We start from the raw sequence: 15,471 nt of genomic DNA on the forward strand, positions 1-15,471 counted from the left end.
TCAGGCACCACCCTCGGACGCCGCAGCCCCGCCCGACGGCGCAGCCCCCGCCGCGACCGCCTGACGACGCACCGTCGCCATGCGCTGCACGACCGTCACGGCGCTCGCGGCCGCGAGCAGCCCCAGCACCACGACCAGCACCGCCACCGGCAGCCCCAGACCCACGAGCCCCGCCGCGACGAGCGTCACGACCAGCCGGTCGGCACGTTCCGCGATGCCGACCGCAGCCGTCATGCCGAGCCCCTCGGCCCGGGCTCGCGCGTACGGGACCACCGACCCGAGCACCAGGCAGGCGAGCCCCACCGTGATGCCCCACGTGTTCTCCGTGCGCACGAACCACACGATCAGGCCCGTGAAGATCGCGGCGTCCGCCAGGCGGTCCAGCGTCGAGTCCAGGAACGCGCCCCACGGCCCCGAGTGCCCCGACAGCCGCGCCATCACACCGTCGAGCGCGTCCGAGAACGCGAAGACCATGATCGCCATGGTCCCCGCGAACAGGTGCCCCGTCGGGAACAGCCACAGCGCGGACGCCACGACCCCGAGCGTCCCCACGATCGTGACCGCGTCCGGGGACACCCCGACACGCAGCAGGAACGCCGCGATCGGCGTGAACAACCTCGTCACGACGGCGCGCAGCCGACCGAACATCTAGCTCTCCTCGGAAGTGGGCGCCACCGGCGCCACGTCGTTCTCGTCGGCCGCGTCGGGGCCCGCAGGCCCTACGTCGTCCCACGCCGCCGCCAACCGTGCCCGGGTGTCCCCCAGGAGCTCGGGCACGGCCTTGGTGTGCGCCACGATCGGCAGGAAGTTCGCGTCCCCCGACCACCGCGGCACCACGTGCTGGTGCAGGTGCGCCGCGATACCGGCCCCCGCGACCGCTCCCTGGTTCATACCCAGGTTGAAACCGTCGGGACCCGACACCGCACGCGTGACCCGCATCGCCTGCTGCGTCAGCCGCGCCAGCTCGTCGGTCTCCTCGGGCGTGAGCTCCGTGTAGTCCGACACGTGCCGGTACGGGCACACCATCAGGTGCCCCGGGTTGTACGGGTACAGGTTGAGCACCACGAAGCACCACGTGCCCCGCGCGACGACCAACCCGTCCTCGTCGGACAGCGCAGGGACCCGGCAGAACGGGCACGACGACGACCGGTCGTCGACCGGCTTGTCCTGCCCACCGATGTAGACCATCCGGTGCGGCGTCCACAACCGGTCCATCCCGTCGTCGAACCGAGGATGCCCCTGCGGGCCCTCGACCGAGTACCCGGCCACTGCGCCGTCCGACGTCACGCGTCAGACCTGGCTGCGCTCGCGGACCGCAGACACGATCCGCTCGATGGCCTCGGCCACGGGCACGCCGTTGTCCTGGCGCCCGTCGCGGTACCGGAACGACACCGCGCCGGCCTCGACGTCCTCGCCACCGGCGATGAGCACGAACGGCACCTTCTGGGTGCTGGCCGTGCGGATCTTCTTGCCGAAGCGGTCGTCCGAGTAGTCGACCTCGGCGCGGATGCCCTGCGCACGGAGCTGGGCGACGACGTCGGCCAGGTAGTCGTTGAAGGGCTCCGCGACCGGCACGGCGACGACCTGGACCGGCGCGAGCCACGCCGGGAAGGCACCCGCGTAGTGCTCGGTGAGCACCGCGAAGAAGCGTTCGATCGAGCCGAACAACGCGCGGTGGATCATGACGGGACGCTGGCGGGTGCCGTCGGAGGCCTGGTACTCGAGGTCGAACTTCTCCGGCAGGTTGAAGTCGAGCTGGATGGTGGACATCTGCCACGTACGACCGATCGCGTCCTTCGCCTGGACCGAGATCTTGGGACCGTAGAAGGCGGCGCCGCCCGGGTCCGGCACGAGCGCCAGCCCGGACTCCTCGGCGACCTGACGCAGCGTCTCGGTCGCCTCCTCCCAGGCGTCGTCGGTCCCCACGGACTTCTCGGGGTCGCGCGTCGAGAGCTCGAGGTAGAAGTCGTCGAGCCCGTAGTCCTTGAGCAGGTCGAGCACGAAGTTGAGCGCGTCGGTCAGCTCGGACTTCATCTGGTCGCGCGTGCAGTAGATGTGCGCGTCGTCCTGGGTGAAGCCGCGGGCACGCGTCAGGCCGTGGACGACGCCCGACTTCTCGTAGCGGTAGACCGTCCCGAACTCGAAGAGCCGCAGCGGGAGCTCACGGTACGAGCGCCCGCGCGCGTCGAAGATCAGGTTGTGCATGGGGCAGTTCATGGGCTTGAGGTAGTAGTTCTGCCCGGCGCGGCGCAGCGTGCCGTCGGCGTCGCGCTCCTCGTCGAGGTGCATGGGGGGGTACATGCCCTCGGCGTACCAGTCGAGGTGCCCGGAGACCTGGTACAGCTTCTCCTTGGTGATGTGCGGGGAGTTGACGAACGAGTAACCCGCCTCGATGTGCCGCTTGCGCGAGTACTCCTCCATCTCGTTGCGGATGATCCCGCCCTTGGGGTGGAAGACCGCGAGCCCGGAGCCGATCTCGTCGGGGAACGAGAAGAGGTCGAGCTCGACGCCGAGGCGACGGTGGTCGCGGCGCTCGGCCTCGGCCAGGCGTTCGGTGTAGGCGCGCAGCTCGTCCTTGGTGGGCCACGCCGTGCCGTAGACGCGCTGGAGCTGGGGGTTCTTCTCGCTGCCGCGCCAGTAGGCCGCGGCGCTGCGCATGAGCTGGAAGCCGTTGCCGATGAGGCGAGTGCTGGGCAGGTGCGGGCCGCGGCACAGGTCCTTCCAGGCCACGGAGCCGTCGCGACGCAGGTTGTCGTAGATGGTGAGCTCGCCGGCGCCGACCTCGACCGACACGCCCTCTCCTGCCTCCTCGTCGACCGAGCCGGAGCCCTTGAGGCCGATCAGCTCGAGCTTGTAGGGCTCGTTCGCGAGCTCGGCGCGCGCCTCGTCCTCGGTCACCACGCGACGCTTGAACGTCTGGCCGTCCTTGACGATGCGGGCCATGGCCTTGTCGAGGGCCTTGAGGTCGTCGGGGGTGAACGGGGTCTCCACGTCGAAGTCGTAGTAGAAGCCGTCACGAATGGGCGGGCCGATGCCGAGCTTGGCGTCGGGGTTGACCTGCTGGACTGCCTGGGCCAGGACGTGGGCGGCCGAGTGGCGCAGCACGTCGAGGCCGTCGGGCGAGTCGATGGTCACGCCCTCGACCTCGTCGCCCTCGGCGACGGCGGTGTCGAGGTCCTTGAGCTGACCGTTCACGCGCAGGACGACGACGTCACGGCGGCCCTGGAACAGGTCCAGGCCGGTCGTCCCCGTCTCCACCGTGGTCCGTTCCCCGTCGAGAGTGATGGACAAGGGTGACGAGAGAACGTCTGACACGGTGCGCGCTCCTAGCGGCTCGACAGGGCAGTGGAAAGGGCGCCACCAGACGGCGGCGCCCCTCGATGTTACCGACCTCGACCGGTCGCGTGCTTACCGCGCCGGATCAGTCGTTCGCTTCCTTGGCCTTCTCGGCCAGGGTGTCGACGTGCACGTCGACCGAGTCCGGCGCGATTCCCTTGATCTTCTCGGCGACCTCGTCGATCTTGTCGTCGGTCAGGAAGCCCTTGGCCTTGTCGACCAGTCCCCCCAGGCCCTCCTTGGCCTGGCCGGCGGCGGCAGCCGCCTTGTCCTTCGCGTCGTCGATTCCCATGCTCGTCTCCTTCGCACCAGGTCGGTCGCGGGACTCGTGCCCCGCTCCAGCGAAACTACCGCCGTCCGGAGCTTCCTTCCACGGGACGGGCGGCGCCGACGGCCTGTTCGGGGCGACGGTCGAGGCCCGGCTTTTCCCCGCTGCGAGGTGAGCCGGGTACGGAGGGCTCGATTCTGGGTGAATGGGCGCTTGGCACACTATTTCTGCCCGAGGGAGAAGCCGGCCCGAAAAGTGTGAGATGTCCGACGTCTCCAGGTCTGACCGACGGCCGGGACGAGCTTCCCGCCCCTCGCGGCCGCTGCCATGATGTGCCGCGTGCCGTACACCCCCGTCCACGCCCTGGTGTCCCTCCCCCTCGCGGGTCGCCGGGCGCGGCGCGCACTCTCGCCGAACCTGCTCCTGTGGGCACTGCCCGCCTTCGCGGTCGGCGCGATGGTGCCCGACGCCCCGCTCTTCCTCGACGTCCTGGTCCCGGGCGCCGACGAGCTGGCCCGTCCCACGCACCGCCTGCTGGGGGTCGTGACCGTGGACCTCGCTCTCGCGCTCGTGTTCACCGCGCTGTGGGTGCTCGTCGTCCGCGGACCGTTCCTGGCCGCGCTCCCCCGCCGGTCCGCGCCCGGACCCGGTGCGCCGGCGGGCACCGCTCCCCCGCTCGCGGTCGCAGGGGCCGTCGTCGGGTTCGCCGTGGCGGGCACGCTCACGCACATCCTCTGGGACGACTTCACGCACCTGCGCGGCACCGCGGTCCAGACGTGGGACGTCCTGCGCGCGCCCGTCGCGGGCGTGATGGCCTACAAGTACCTCCAGCACGGGAGCTCGCTCGTCGGCTGCGTGACGATCACGGCCCTCACGGTGCGCTGGTGGCGACGCGCGGAGCCGGTCGCGCAGCCGCAGCACCTGCGCTCGGCGGTGCTCGCCGTGTGCGCGGGGGCGACGGTGGGGATGGTCGGGGCCGTGGTGCGCCTCGTCGCGACCGACCATGCCGTGACCGCCTTCTCCCTCGCGCGCCTGGCCGCGACCTACCCCGTGCTCGGCGCGGGGGTCGGCCTGGTCGTCTGGGCCACCGTCCGGACGGCCTCGCGGCGCAGGGACGGACGTTCCTCCGCCCTGGGCGTCCCAGCGGGCGCCCCGCGGGGATGACCGGGCCCGACGACGTCACGCACGCGGCGCCCTCGGCTCCCCTTCCCCGCGGCCCGACGCGTCCGCGCGTCGTTGGGCCTCGTCCGCGACCGCGCGCAGCCGCTCGACGTGCCTGGACCGGTCGGCCGCCGAGCGGGGCGACAGGTTGTCGTTGTCCGCCCTGAGCCCCGCGCTCCCGTCGGTCAGCTCGCGCAGCACGTCCGCGTGGCCCGCGTGACGTGCCAGGTCGCCCGTGACGTGAACCATGACCTGGAGGAGAGTGACCTCGGCACGCTCGGCAGGCCACCAGGGGACCCGTCCGACGGCGTGGAGGTCGCGCGTCGCGATGGTCTCGTCGGAGAACGCCCACACCCGGCGGTAGAGGTCCACGACGGCCGCGACCGGCTCGTCGGCGGTGGCCCACATGTCGGCGTCGTCCTCGGCGTCGTCGTCGATCCAGGGCAGCTCGTCCGGTCTCGGCCATCCACGCCCGAAGGCCTGGCCGAAGTAGCCGACCTCGACCCCGGCCGCGTGCTTGACCAGCCCGAGCAGGTTCGTCCCCGTGGGGGTCCACGGCCAGCGGGCCGAGCGCTCGTCGAGCCCCTCGACCTTCCAGAGCAGCGCGTCGCGCGCCGCCTGCAGAGACCGCTGCAGGATCGCCTTGTCGTCTGTGGCCGTGGTGCGCGCGCTCGCCATCGACCGAGTCTCGCTCCGCGCGACGGGGACCGCAACGGCAGCTGGTCACGGACGCGCGGGCGAAGGAGCCGAGCGGTGCGGGGTACCAGGAGAACCTCCCAGCGCGCGCCGGTCCGCCGTATGTTCGGACGGGAGGCGGTCCCGTCAGACCGTTCCCGCCGATCGACGACCAGCGACCACCGAGGAGCGCGAGCCATGACCGAACGGACGACGACTGCCTGGACCGACGACGAGCTCGACAAGGTCGGCGGTGCCGAGGAGCTCCAGGTCTCCTCGCTGCGCGCCGACGGGAGCCAGCGCCCGTTCGTGACCATCTGGGTCGTGCGGGTGGGAGACGACATCTACGTCCGGTCGGCCTACGGCCGGGACAACGGCTGGTTCCGCCGTGCCCTCGCCGATCCGCGCGGTCGGATCCGGGCAGGAGGGGTCGAGAAGGACGTCGCGTTCGTGGAGCCCGACGGCTCGGTCCACCCGGCGCTCGACGCGGCCTACCACGCGAAGTACGACCGCTACGGGCCCGCGATCGTCGGTTCCGTGACCGGCGCCGGGGGCGCCGCGGCGACGTTCCGCCTGGACCCGCTGCCGTCCTGACGGACGGGGAGCACCGATGCCGGGCGGGCTCGCCGTCGGTGCTCCTGCCCGACGGCGGCGCACGCCACGCGGGAGCGCTTCCACATCCGAGCGCTCGCGTGGGTAGGGTGTCGGCCGTGACGAACATCTCTCTCCCCCCGCTGCGCTGGCTGTCCCACGAAGGCGCAGGTCAGGTCGCTGACGGCGCCGTGACCGTGACTGCCCCGTCGGGCACCGACTGGACGAACGACGCCCTGGGCGCCGCACCGCAGCACGCTGCCCCGGCGCTCGTGTTCGACGCCCCCGCCGAGCTCGCGCTGGCCGCCCGGGTCCGCGTGACGACCGAGCGCACGACGTTCGACGCGGGCGCCCTGGTGCTGTGGGCCGACGACGCGCACTGGGCCAAGCTCTGCTTCGAGCAGGCGCCGAACGGCCAGGCGATGGTCGTCTCGACCGTCACGAACGAGTACACCGACGACTGCAACTCCTGGGACGTCGACGACGAGACCGTGCACCTGCGGGTCGTGCGGACCGGCCCCGCGTGGGCGTTCCACGCCTCGCGCGACGGCGAGGCGTGGGAGTTCGTCCGCCTCTTCCGCCTCTACTCCGACGAGCCGGTCCGGGTGGGCTTCCTCGCGCAGGCGCCCCTGGGCGAGACGTGCACTGCGGTCTTCGACCGCATCGTGCTCGACGACACCCCGCCCCGCGACCTGCGCGACGGGAGCTGACCGCTCCCGGCGCGCCACTCCACCACCTCGCCTCCGGCGCCCTGCCCGCCGGTGCGCGCAGGCGCTACGGCGTGCAGGCCTGCTCCGTCAGCGGTGGTTGCGACTCGAGCAGGACGCGCGCCACGCCCCGAGCCCTCTCGAAGGGATGCGCGAACGTCTCCATGCCGACCGTGACGATGGCGCCTTCGTAGAGCAGCATCAGGGCGCGCGCCGTCGCGTGAGGGTCCCGCACCCCGGCCTCCCGGCACAGCTCGTCGAACAGCTCGAGCAGCCATCTCTTCTGGCGCACCACCTCGGGGAACACCGGGTGACCGTCGTGCCCGTCGCCGACCTCGGCCCGTGCGTTGATGGCGCTGCACCCTTTGGAGCTGTTCTCGGCGGACCAGGAGACCGCGGCGTCGAAGACCGTCAGCACTCGCTCGACGCCCGGTTCGGGAACCATGGCCAGGCGCTCCTCGACATGTTCCCGCCATCGCGCATCCCGGTGCTGGAGATACGCCACCACCAGTGCCTCCTTGGAACCGAACCGGTCGTACAGCGTCTTCTTGGTGACGCCCGCGGCCTCGGCGATCGCGTCGACGCCGACCGAATGGATGCTGCGCTCGTAGAAGAGCCGCGATGCGGCGTCGAGGACGCGACGAGCGCCGGGGGTCAGCGGAGCGAGCTCGGGAACAGGAGTAGGCACGACACCAACTATACAAGTCTGTATAGTCGCGACGATGAGTAAACAGATCGGTCTACTTCATGTCGGTGTGACGGTCCTGGCGGCTACCGCTTTCGTGGCGACCTGGAGCTCCGGCTTCCTCGTCGCGGCGATCGCCACGGTCGAGGTCTCGCCGCTCACGCTGCTCGTCTGGCGGTTCGTCCCCCTGGCGGGCGTGCTGCTCGTCCTCGGGCTCGCCACGGGTGCGGTCCGCGAGGTAGGTACGGCAGCCCTGCGGCGTCAGTCCGCCATCGGCCTGTTCGCCCAGTTCGGCTACTGCGTCTTCGTCTACGCCGCGATAACGGCCGGCGTCGCGACGGGCACGGTCGCGCTGATCGACGCGGTGCAGCCGCTCGTGGTCGCGGTGCTCGTCGGCCCGCTGCTGGGGCTCCGGGTGCGCGGAGCCCAGTGGGCGGGGCTGCTCGTCGGCGCCGTCGGGGTTCTCCTGGTCGTGCGGTCGCAGCTCGAAGGTTCGGCCACGCAACCGGCGGTCTACCTGCTGCCCGTGCTCGCCATGTCCTGCCTCATCGTCGCCACCTTCCTCCAGAGACGATCGGACGCGCACGCAGGCGTCCTGGCGACGCTGACCATCCACGTCGTCGTGACGGCCGTGGCGCTCGTGGTTCTCGCCGCGGCGACGAGAACGCTCACGCCACCTGCCTCGACCTCCTTCTGGCTCGCGGCCGCGTTCGCGGCCGCCGTCCCGACGCTCGCCGCCTACGGTCTCTACTGGTGGCTGCTGCGCCGCGTGGGCATCACAGCGCTCAACGCGCTCCTCTTCCTCATCGCGCCGGCGACGGCCGCCGCGGGCGCGGCGCTCCTCGGCGAGAGGCTCACGGCGACGGCTCTCGCCGGCTTCGTGCTCTGTGCCGTGGGGGTCACGATCGTGCTGACCAGCGAGAGCTCCGCGGGGTCGGCGGACGTGTCGAGGCCACGGTCACGGTCCGGGGGCTCGGAGAACGACCCCTCGGACGATGCGGGCGGCCGGCCCACGGGCCGACCGGCGCGACCCGCAGCGCACGGATCAGGCGGTTGATGCGGCGCGCCACGTGCTCGCCGTACGGGGGCGGCCCTCACCCGCCTGCGGCCGACCGTCACCGTCCTGGCGGCGGGTACTCCGCGGGGATGCCGGGCGGGTCCTCGCCGACCAGGCCGTCGATCACTCGCGGATCAGGTCGGCGTGCCCCACGTGCCGGGCGTACTCCTCGATCAGGTCGACCAGGACCCTGCGCAGGCTCGACCGCTCCCCGTCGGCCCCGGCCTCGGGCTGCCAGACGAGACGGCGGTCCAGGCCGCCGTCCGCGAGCGCCTCGTCGATCGCCGCGCGGGACCGGACGACGGCGGCACGCCACAGGTCGTACAGGTACCGCGGTGCGTCCTGCGCTGCCGAGGTCCACGGCCACTGCGGGTCACGGTCCCAGTCGACCGCGTCCCAGGGCGCTCCTGGAGGGCGTCCGTGCAGCTTGGTCGAGAGCAACAGCTCCTCGGTGAACGCGAGGTGCTTGAGGAGGCCACCGAGCGTGACCGCGGACGCCGCGACGCGTACCGCGAGCCCGTCCGCGTCCAGCCCGCCGGCCTTCCACGCGAACGTGGCGCGCTGACGTTCGAGGGACCCGAGGAGCGTCGCGACCTCGTCGCCCGCGGCGGGCGGCCCGATCCGACCCTGCGCGTCCGCTGCCTCGACCATGAGTTCCTCCTGCGGGGGTGCCGACCACCGGTCGCTCTCACTGTAGGCGGCTCCCGCCGGTCGCGACCTGCCGGAGCCGCACGGTGGGCGCGCGCCTCAGCGTGTCCGCCGGGCGAGGTGCGGATAGTCGATGACGATCCCGTCCTCGTCGACGGTGAGGTCCGCGGTGACGTCGCGGGTCGCGCTCGAGTACCTGACGACCGCGCGACCGGCCTCGGGGTCGTAGGGGGCGTGCGCCGTGTACACCTGGTCGCTGCGCAGCACACGCAGCGACGGGACCTCGACCCAGGCCATGGTCAGTCGGGTCGGCTCGGCGGGGGCGTCCGGTCCCAGCAGCCCCAGGCGCAGGACCGGCACGGAGTTGGTGACCGGGCACAGCGCGAGGTCGCAGTCGAGCGCGTCCGCGAGCGCCGACGGGTCGTCGGTACCGGGAGTCGCGAGGTCGACAGGGGCTGAGCCGACGTGCCCGACCCGTGCGCTCCACTCCCCTGCGCTGCTGCGCTCGAGCCGCAGGTCCCGTGACCAGTCCTGTCCGCGCACGGTCACGTCGAGCCGCCGCGTGACCCACCGTGGCCCGAGGGTCAGGGACCACGCCATGACCCACGTCGTCGAGCACGAGGTGCCCAGTGCCTCGAACCGGTCGGCGCCGAGGGACAGGACGGCGGCGTCCACCCGACCGGGGTCGTCCTCGCCTGCCCACGCGACGTGTCGACGGGTCATGTCCTGGCTCCTTCGTCCGCGGGAGGGCACCGGCGCGCTGCCCACCCTGCCCGGTCTACCAGGCTTCGCAGCGACTCGACAGCCGAGTCGCTCACCTGCATCGCCCCCGCCGGAGCAGCGGACCCAAAGGTCCTCCCCACGGGTGACCAACGTCCCGACCTCAGGGAGGAAGGTCCCGGCGCGCCCGAGATTGGCCACTACATGTGGGATTGAACGGGTGTAATTGCTACTACATCTAGTAGTCATCGGCGCCCCCTCCTGCCTGTGCAGGCACGGGACGTCCCGCAGAGAGGTTGTGGTCGCATGGGCCTGGTCGGGGTCGAGCAGGGCGAGGACGTCACGTCGGGGGCGACGGGCGCTCTCACGGTGCTCAAGCGTGACGGTCGAGCGCTCGCGTTCGACGACGCCCGGATCCGCGCGGCGCTCCGCAAGGCCTACGAGGAGGTCCACGGGGCCGCGACGCCCTTCCACGAGCGCGCCCTCGACGCGGTCCTCGACCGGGTGGTCGCCGAGATCTCGGTGCGCTTCACGGACGTGGTGCAGATCTACGAGATCCAGGCCGTGGTCGAGCACGAGCTGCTCGCCTCGCGCGAGTACGACGTGGCCCGCGCCTACATCGACTACCGGGTCCAGCGTGACTTCGCGCGCAGCCGCTCGACCGATCTCAACCACTCGATCGTGGGGCTGATCGCCAAGGACTCGGCGGTCGTCAACGAGAACGCGAACAAGGATGCGGACGTCTTCAACACCCAGCGCGACCTGACGGCGGGCGCGGTGGGCAAGGCGGTCGGCCTGCGCATGCTGCCCCCGCACGTCGCGAACGCCCACCAGAAGGGCGACATCCACTATCACGACCTCGACTACCACCCCTACGCCCCCATGACGAACTGCTGCCTGATCGACTTCCGGACGATGCTGTCCGAGGGGTTCCGCATCGGCAACGCGCAGGTCGAGCCGCCCCGCTCGATCCAGACCGCGGCCGCGCAGATCACGCAGATCATCGCGAACGTCGCCTCGAGCCAGTACGGCGGGTGCTCGGTCAACCGGATCGACGAGCTCCTGGCCCCGTACGCCGAGCTCAACTACGCCAAGCACCTCGTCGAGGCCGAGCACTGGCTCCCCGACGCCTCGACGCACGACGCGTACGCGCGGGCCAAGACGGCCAAGGACATCTACGACGCGATGCAGAGCCTCGAGTACGAGATCAACACGCTGTTCACGTCCAACGGGCAGACGCCGTTCACCTCGGTCGGGTTCGGGCTCGGCACGGGCTGGCTCGAGCGCGAGATCCAGCGCGCGACCCTGCAGATCCGCATCAAGGGACTGGGGGCCGAGGGGCGCACCGCGATCTTCCCCAAGCTCATCTACACGCTGCGCCGCGGGGTCAACCTGGAGCCGGGCGACGAGAACTACGACCTCAAGGAGCTCGCCGTGGAGTGCGCGACCAAGCGCATGTACCCCGACGTGCTGAGCTACGACAAGATCGTCGAGCTCACGGGCAGCTTCAAGATGCCCATGGGCTGCCGCTCGTTCCTCCAGGGCTGGACCGACGAGGACGGCGACGACGTGGTCGAGGGCCGCATGAACCTCGGCGTGGTGACGCTCAACCTGCCGCGCATCGCCCTGGAGGCCCAGGGCAGCCAGGAGGTCTTCTGGGGGCTGCTGGAGGAGCGCCTGGCCACGGTCCACGACGCCCTGGTCTACCGCATCGAGAGGTGCAAGGAGGCCGTCCCGGGCAACGCGCCCATCCTGTACGTGCACGGCGCGTTCGGCGAGCGCCTGGCCCCCGACGACGACGTCGACCGGCTCTTCCGCGACGGGCGCGCGACGGTCTCGCTCGGGTACATCGGGCTGTACGAGGTCGCTGCCGCGTTCCACGGCGGCGCGTGGGAGGCCGACCCGGAGGCCAAGGAGATGACGCTGCGCGTGCTGCGGACCCTCAAGGAGCACACGTCCGCGTGGACCGCCGAGCACGGCTACCAGTTCAGCGTCTACTCGACGCCGAGCGAGAGCCTCACGGACCGCTTCGCGCGGCTCGATCGGGAGAAGTTCGGGGTGGTCGCCGACATCACCGACAAGGAGTACTACACGAACAGCTTCCACTACGACGTGCGCAAGGACCCGACGCCGTTCGAGAAGCTCGACTTCGAGATGGACTACCCGCAGTACGCCTCGGGCGGGTTCATCCACTACTGCGAGTACCCGGTGCTCCAGCAGAACCCGAAGGCGCTCGAGGCCGTCTGGGACTACGCCTACGACCGCGTGGGGTACCTCGGCACGAACACCCCGATCGACCGCTGCTACGCGTGCGGGTACGCGGGCGACTTCACGCCCACGGCGCGCGGCTTCGCGTGCCCGGGCTGCGGCAACACCGACCCGCGCACGTGCGACGTCGTCAAGCGCACGTGCGGGTACCTCGGCAACCCCCAGCAGCGCCCCATGGTGCACGGGCGGCACGTCGAGATCTCCTCGCGCGTCAAGCACATGGCCGGGGCCGTGAGCCTCGGTGACCTCGACCAGCCGGGGTCCGCGGGAGACGCGGGCGACGTCGGCACCGCGGAAGCCTGAGGTCGCGATGTCACGAGACCCGCAGCCCGACTGGCTCGCCGAGCGTCTCAGCCAGGGGCACGTCGCGGACTACAAGCCGTTCGTGTTCGTCGACGGCGAGGGCGTGCGCTGCAGCCTGTACGTGAGCGGGTGCCTGTTCGCGTGCGAGGGCTGCTTCAACGAGGCGACGTGGGGCTTTCGCTACGGCACGCCGTACTCGACCGAGCTCGAGGAGCGCATCCTGGCGGACCTCGCGCACGAGTCGGTCCAGGGTCTGTCGCTGCTCGGCGGCGAGCCGTTCCTCAACACCGGCGTGTGCCTGGGCGTCGTGCGCCGCCTGCGGGAGACGTTCGGTCGCGCCAAGGACGTGTGGTGCTGGACCGGCTACACGTTCGAGGAGCTCTGCGCGGGGTCGGTCGACAAGCAGGACCTGCTCGCCGAGCTCGACGTCCTGGTCGACGGCCGGTTCGAGATCGCGCACCGGGACCTCACGCTGCCGTTCCGCGGGAGCACGAACCAGCGCGTGCTCTCGGTCCCGGCCTCGCTCGCCGCGGGCCGCGCCGTCCCGTGGACGGCGGCACGCGAGGCCCGGTCCGCCTGACGGGCCCGACGGCGTCGCGCACCTTCCGCGCGGAGGTGCGCGACGCCGTCGGGCGGGGTTCTCGAGGCCCCTCGACGGGCGAGCACGCGGACTCGCCGCCCGGTGGAGCTTGGTCCTGGGCGCGGGCCGGGGTACATCTAGGGGATGCGCACGAACCCCCACGAAATCACCCATCAGGTGCTCGCCGCCCGCGGCGTCGGCGGCCACCGCCAGTACCGCATCCCCGCCCTGGCCGTCTCGACGCGCGGCACGGTCCTCGCGGCGTACGACGGGCGACCCAACCTCGACGACCTGCCGAACACGATCGACCTCCTGGTCCGGCGCAGCCTCGACCACGGGCGCACGTGGGGTCCGCAGCAGGACGTGCGCGTCGGTACGGGGCTCCAGGGCTTCGGCGACCCGAGCCTGCTCGTCGACAAGGTGACGGGACGGATCTTCTGCTTCCACGCCGCGGGGACCCACGCCGGGTTCTTCGAGGCGGTCGAGGGGCTCGAGCCCGAGGACGACGTCCAGCACGTCGACCTGTCGTCCTCCGACGACGACGGCCTCACCTGGTCCCCCCGGCGTATGACGGCCTCGCTCAAGCCGCAGGGCGTCACGGGGCTCTTCGCCGCGGCCGGCGCCGGGATCCAGCTCGAGACCGGACCGTACGCGGGGCGCCTGCTCCAGCAGATGGTCCTGCTCCTGGGCGGGGAGATCCGCGCCGCGTCGGCGTACTCGGACGACCACGGCGACACGTGGACGCTGGGCGAACCCACGGGGCCAGGCGCCAACGAGAACAAGGTCGTGGAGCTGCACGACGGACGCGTGCTCCTGAGCTCGCGCGCCAAGGGCTGCCGGGTGCAGGCCGTCTCGACCGACGGCGGCCACTCCTACGGGCCGTTGACGCCCGTGCCGGACCTGCCCGACCCGAGCGACAACGGCAGCATCCTGCGGCTCGGGGCCGTCACCGACGCGGCCGCTCCCCTGCTCGTGACCAACAACCGCGACGCCGACCTGCGCCGCAACACGGTGCTCAGCGTCTCGCACGACGAGGGCACGACCTGGCGGCCCGCGCTGACGATCTGCGCGGGCTCGAGCGCCTACTCGACGGGCACCGTGCTCGGCGACGGGTCGCTCGGCGTGCTCTACGAGCGCGCCGGGTACAGCGAGATCGTGTTCGCCCGCGTCGACGCCGATGCCCTGTCCCCCGCCGCCCTCGCCGACGCCACCCGGACCTACCAGGACGACGACGGCGGCGCCTTCAAGGTGGTGCTGCGTTCGATCACCCCCGGGCGTCCCGCCCAGTGGGTCAGCGTGGGCGCGTCGCACGTCATCTCGGCCGAGGGCGGCGACTGGGGCGTGCACACCTGGAAGGAAATCGGCCAGGGGTACGACGGCGACCAGGTCCTCGGCACGCGCGAGGCGCAGGACGTCAACTACGGACCGGCCGCGCCGGGGCTGCGCGCGGGCGACATCCTGGCGTTCACCGGGCGCTTCCGGCACCGTGGCACGGAGCCGGTCACGGCTGCGTTGAGCGGGACCTTCGACGGGGACGTCGCGGCCGAGTTCCCGGCCGAGCGCCTGGCGCCCGGCGAGGACGCCCTGTACTTCACGCCGACCTACACCGTGACCGCGCAGGACGTCGCTGCAGGCTTCGTGGTCGTGAGGTGCGCGGTCCAAGCCGGCGACGACCGCTTCGAGCGGGCGTTCCGCGCTGACTGCGTGACCGGGGAGGTCGTGCCGGTCGCGTGACGCCTCGCGCGCCAGGTGCGCTCCGGCGTCGGGCCCGGGGCAGGAGGCGCTACGCCTGGGCCTGACGCCGGACGATCTCCGCGATCCACGTCGGGGCGAAGGGCGACGTGCAGCCCGGGGGCGTCGGGTAGTCCTTGAGGACCTCGAGCCGCTCGCCGATGCCGACCGCACGGTCGCGGAGCTCGGGGTGGTGGATGCCGATGGTCGCGAGGCACTCGTTCATGGCCCACTGGAGGCGCTCGGGCGCGTCCTTCATGCCGGCCTCGACACGGTCGAGGAGCCCGGGCAGGTCGAGGCCCTCGGGGGCCTTCGCGACCCGGGCGGTCGTCAGGGCCCACCCGGCGCTCTGGACGACCGGGTCGGGGTCCGCGAACCACGCGGTGCGCAGCTCCTCGACGTGCGGGCTCTTCTTGACGACGTAGCTCACGAGCCAGCCGTGCACCTTGGGGACGCGCGCGTCACGCAGCATGGCGTCGAGCTCGTCGGCTGACCAGTCCTTGGGGCGGCAGACCAGGATCGCGACGAGCCGCGCCGCGGTGTCGCCCGTCTCCCAGAGCTGACCCGCGAGGTCGTGCTGCGTCCCCCGGGACCTCGCGACCGCGCGCAGCCTGGTGAGGTTGACGCCGTGGTCGTCGCCGTGGCGTTCGTTGACCGCACGGATCTTCGGGTCCTCGAGGGCCCTCAGCTCGGCCAGCACGTCGCTGACGGTCGCCTCTGCCACGGCCTTCGTCGCCACGT

16 protein-coding genes are annotated in these 15,471 nt (G+C 71.8%); 7 read left to right on the plus strand and 9 right to left on the minus strand.

Going from position 1 to position 15,471, the window contains the following annotated elements:
- From pgsA to ACZDYF_RS06985, 4 genes are all read right to left on the minus strand, one after another.
- Complete coding sequence (gene pgsA / locus ACZDYF_RS06970; RefSeq protein WP_475054999.1) at positions 1-648, minus strand: phosphatidylinositol phosphate synthase; 648 nt, start codon at positions 646-648, stop codon at positions 1-3.
- A complete protein-coding gene (locus ACZDYF_RS06975; RefSeq protein ID WP_475055485.1) occupies positions 649-1,215 on the minus strand; it encodes an HIT family protein in 567 nt (188 codons plus the stop codon).
- Positions 1,216-1,290: 75 nt separating this feature from the next.
- The gene (thrS, locus tag ACZDYF_RS06980) at positions 1,291-3,315 is read right to left on the minus strand and encodes a threonine--tRNA ligase (RefSeq protein WP_475055000.1); all 2,025 of its coding nucleotides are present in this window, start codon (positions 3,313-3,315) and stop codon (positions 1,291-1,293) included.
- A gap of 106 nt (positions 3,316-3,421) precedes the next feature.
- Positions 3,422-3,628: a hypothetical protein gene (locus tag ACZDYF_RS06985; protein ID WP_364073274.1), complete on the minus strand. Its 207-nt coding sequence runs from the start codon at positions 3,626-3,628 to the stop codon at positions 3,422-3,424.
- 315 nt (positions 3,629-3,943) lie between these two features.
- Between ACZDYF_RS06985 and ACZDYF_RS06990 the strand changes: the two genes are divergently transcribed.
- Entirely contained in the window at positions 3,944-4,768 is an 825-nt protein-coding gene (locus ACZDYF_RS06990; protein ID WP_475055004.1) for a DUF4184 family protein, read from the plus strand.
- Positions 4,769-4,783: 15 nt separating this feature from the next.
- On the opposite strand, the gene ACZDYF_RS06995 is transcribed toward ACZDYF_RS06990, so the two are convergent.
- A complete protein-coding gene (locus ACZDYF_RS06995) occupies positions 4,784-5,443 on the minus strand; it encodes a DinB family protein (RefSeq protein ID WP_475055005.1) in 660 nt (219 codons plus the stop codon).
- Between the two features lie 195 nt (positions 5,444-5,638).
- Here ACZDYF_RS06995 and ACZDYF_RS07000 point away from each other — a divergent pair, with 195 nt between their 5' ends.
- Positions 5,639-6,034, plus strand: coding sequence for a DUF2255 family protein (locus ACZDYF_RS07000; RefSeq protein WP_475055006.1), 396 nt, complete (start codon positions 5,639-5,641; stop codon positions 6,032-6,034).
- A 116-nt stretch (positions 6,035-6,150) separates the two neighbouring features.
- Positions 6,151-6,741: a DUF1349 domain-containing protein gene (locus ACZDYF_RS07005; protein ID WP_307824103.1), complete on the plus strand. Its 591-nt coding sequence runs from the start codon at positions 6,151-6,153 to the stop codon at positions 6,739-6,741.
- 64 nt (positions 6,742-6,805) lie between these two features.
- Here the strand turns inward: ACZDYF_RS07005 and ACZDYF_RS07010 are convergent, their stop codons facing one another.
- A complete protein-coding gene (locus ACZDYF_RS07010; protein WP_475055009.1) occupies positions 6,806-7,426 on the minus strand; it encodes a TetR/AcrR family transcriptional regulator in 621 nt (206 codons plus the stop codon).
- Between the two features lie 34 nt (positions 7,427-7,460).
- Between ACZDYF_RS07010 and ACZDYF_RS07015 the strand changes: the two genes are divergently transcribed.
- Complete coding sequence (locus ACZDYF_RS07015; RefSeq protein ID WP_475055012.1) at positions 7,461-8,480, plus strand: DMT family transporter; 1,020 nt, start codon at positions 7,461-7,463, stop codon at positions 8,478-8,480.
- A 123-nt stretch (positions 8,481-8,603) separates the two neighbouring features.
- On the opposite strand, the gene ACZDYF_RS07020 is transcribed toward ACZDYF_RS07015, so the two are convergent.
- Positions 8,604-9,131, minus strand: a complete 528-nt coding sequence (locus tag ACZDYF_RS07020; protein WP_475055013.1) for a mycothiol transferase — start codon at positions 9,129-9,131, stop codon at positions 8,604-8,606.
- A gap of 96 nt (positions 9,132-9,227) precedes the next feature.
- The gene (locus tag ACZDYF_RS07025) at positions 9,228-9,851 is read right to left on the minus strand and encodes a putative glycolipid-binding domain-containing protein (protein ID WP_475055015.1); all 624 of its coding nucleotides are present in this window, start codon (positions 9,849-9,851) and stop codon (positions 9,228-9,230) included.
- Positions 9,852-10,154: 303 nt separating this feature from the next.
- Here ACZDYF_RS07025 and nrdD point away from each other — a divergent pair, with 303 nt between their 5' ends.
- The 3 genes from nrdD (at position 10,155) to ACZDYF_RS07040 (ending at position 14,733) form a co-directional block, all read left to right on the plus strand.
- A complete protein-coding gene (nrdD, locus tag ACZDYF_RS07030) occupies positions 10,155-12,419 on the plus strand; it encodes an anaerobic ribonucleoside-triphosphate reductase (RefSeq protein ID WP_475055016.1) in 2,265 nt (754 codons plus the stop codon).
- 7 nt (positions 12,420-12,426) lie between these two features.
- Complete coding sequence (gene nrdG, locus ACZDYF_RS07035) at positions 12,427-12,999, plus strand: anaerobic ribonucleoside-triphosphate reductase activating protein (RefSeq protein WP_475055017.1); 573 nt, start codon at positions 12,427-12,429, stop codon at positions 12,997-12,999.
- Between the two features lie 144 nt (positions 13,000-13,143).
- Positions 13,144-14,733 (plus strand): sialidase family protein, encoded by a 1,590-nt coding sequence (locus tag ACZDYF_RS07040; protein ID WP_475055019.1) that lies wholly within the window; start codon positions 13,144-13,146, stop codon positions 14,731-14,733.
- A gap of 49 nt (positions 14,734-14,782) precedes the next feature.
- Here ACZDYF_RS07040 and ACZDYF_RS07045 read toward each other — a convergent pair whose 3' ends face one another.
- Positions 14,783-15,469 carry a DNA alkylation repair protein gene (locus tag ACZDYF_RS07045; RefSeq protein ID WP_475055020.1) on the minus strand — a complete coding sequence of 229 codons (687 nt, stop codon included), beginning with the start codon at positions 15,467-15,469 and terminating at the stop codon, positions 14,783-14,785.
- Positions 15,470-15,471: the final 2 nt, after the last annotated feature.

The organism is Oerskovia sp. PE-21s, from assembly GCF_056158145.1.

Excerpts from the sequence above, each read along its gene's own strand:
- pgsA (WP_475054999.1), bottom strand. The coding sequence starts at position 648 with ATGTTCGGTCGGCTGCGCGCCGTCGTGACGAGGTTGTTCACGCCGATC.
- ACZDYF_RS06975 (WP_475055485.1), bottom strand. The coding sequence starts at position 1,215 with ATGGACCGGTTGTGGACGCCGCACCGGATGGTCTACATCGGTGGGCAG.
- ACZDYF_RS06985 (WP_364073274.1), bottom strand. The coding sequence starts at position 3,628 with ATGGGAATCGACGACGCGAAGGACAAGGCGGCTGCCGCCGCCGGCCAG.
- ACZDYF_RS06995 (WP_475055005.1), bottom strand. The coding sequence starts at position 5,443 with ATGGCGAGCGCGCGCACCACGGCCACAGACGACAAGGCGATCCTGCAG.
- ACZDYF_RS07000 (WP_475055006.1), top strand. The coding sequence starts at position 5,639 with ATGACCGAACGGACGACGACTGCCTGGACCGACGACGAGCTCGACAAG.
- ACZDYF_RS07015 (WP_475055012.1), top strand. The coding sequence starts at position 7,461 with ATGAGTAAACAGATCGGTCTACTTCATGTCGGTGTGACGGTCCTGGCG.
- ACZDYF_RS07020 (WP_475055013.1), bottom strand. The coding sequence starts at position 9,131 with ATGGTCGAGGCAGCGGACGCGCAGGGTCGGATCGGGCCGCCCGCCGCG.
- ACZDYF_RS07025 (WP_475055015.1), bottom strand. The coding sequence starts at position 9,851 with ATGACCCGTCGACACGTCGCGTGGGCAGGCGAGGACGACCCCGGTCGG.
- nrdD (WP_475055016.1), top strand. The coding sequence starts at position 10,155 with ATGGGCCTGGTCGGGGTCGAGCAGGGCGAGGACGTCACGTCGGGGGCG.
- nrdG (WP_475055017.1), top strand. The coding sequence starts at position 12,427 with ATGTCACGAGACCCGCAGCCCGACTGGCTCGCCGAGCGTCTCAGCCAG.
- ACZDYF_RS07040 (WP_475055019.1), top strand. The coding sequence starts at position 13,144 with ATGCGCACGAACCCCCACGAAATCACCCATCAGGTGCTCGCCGCCCGC.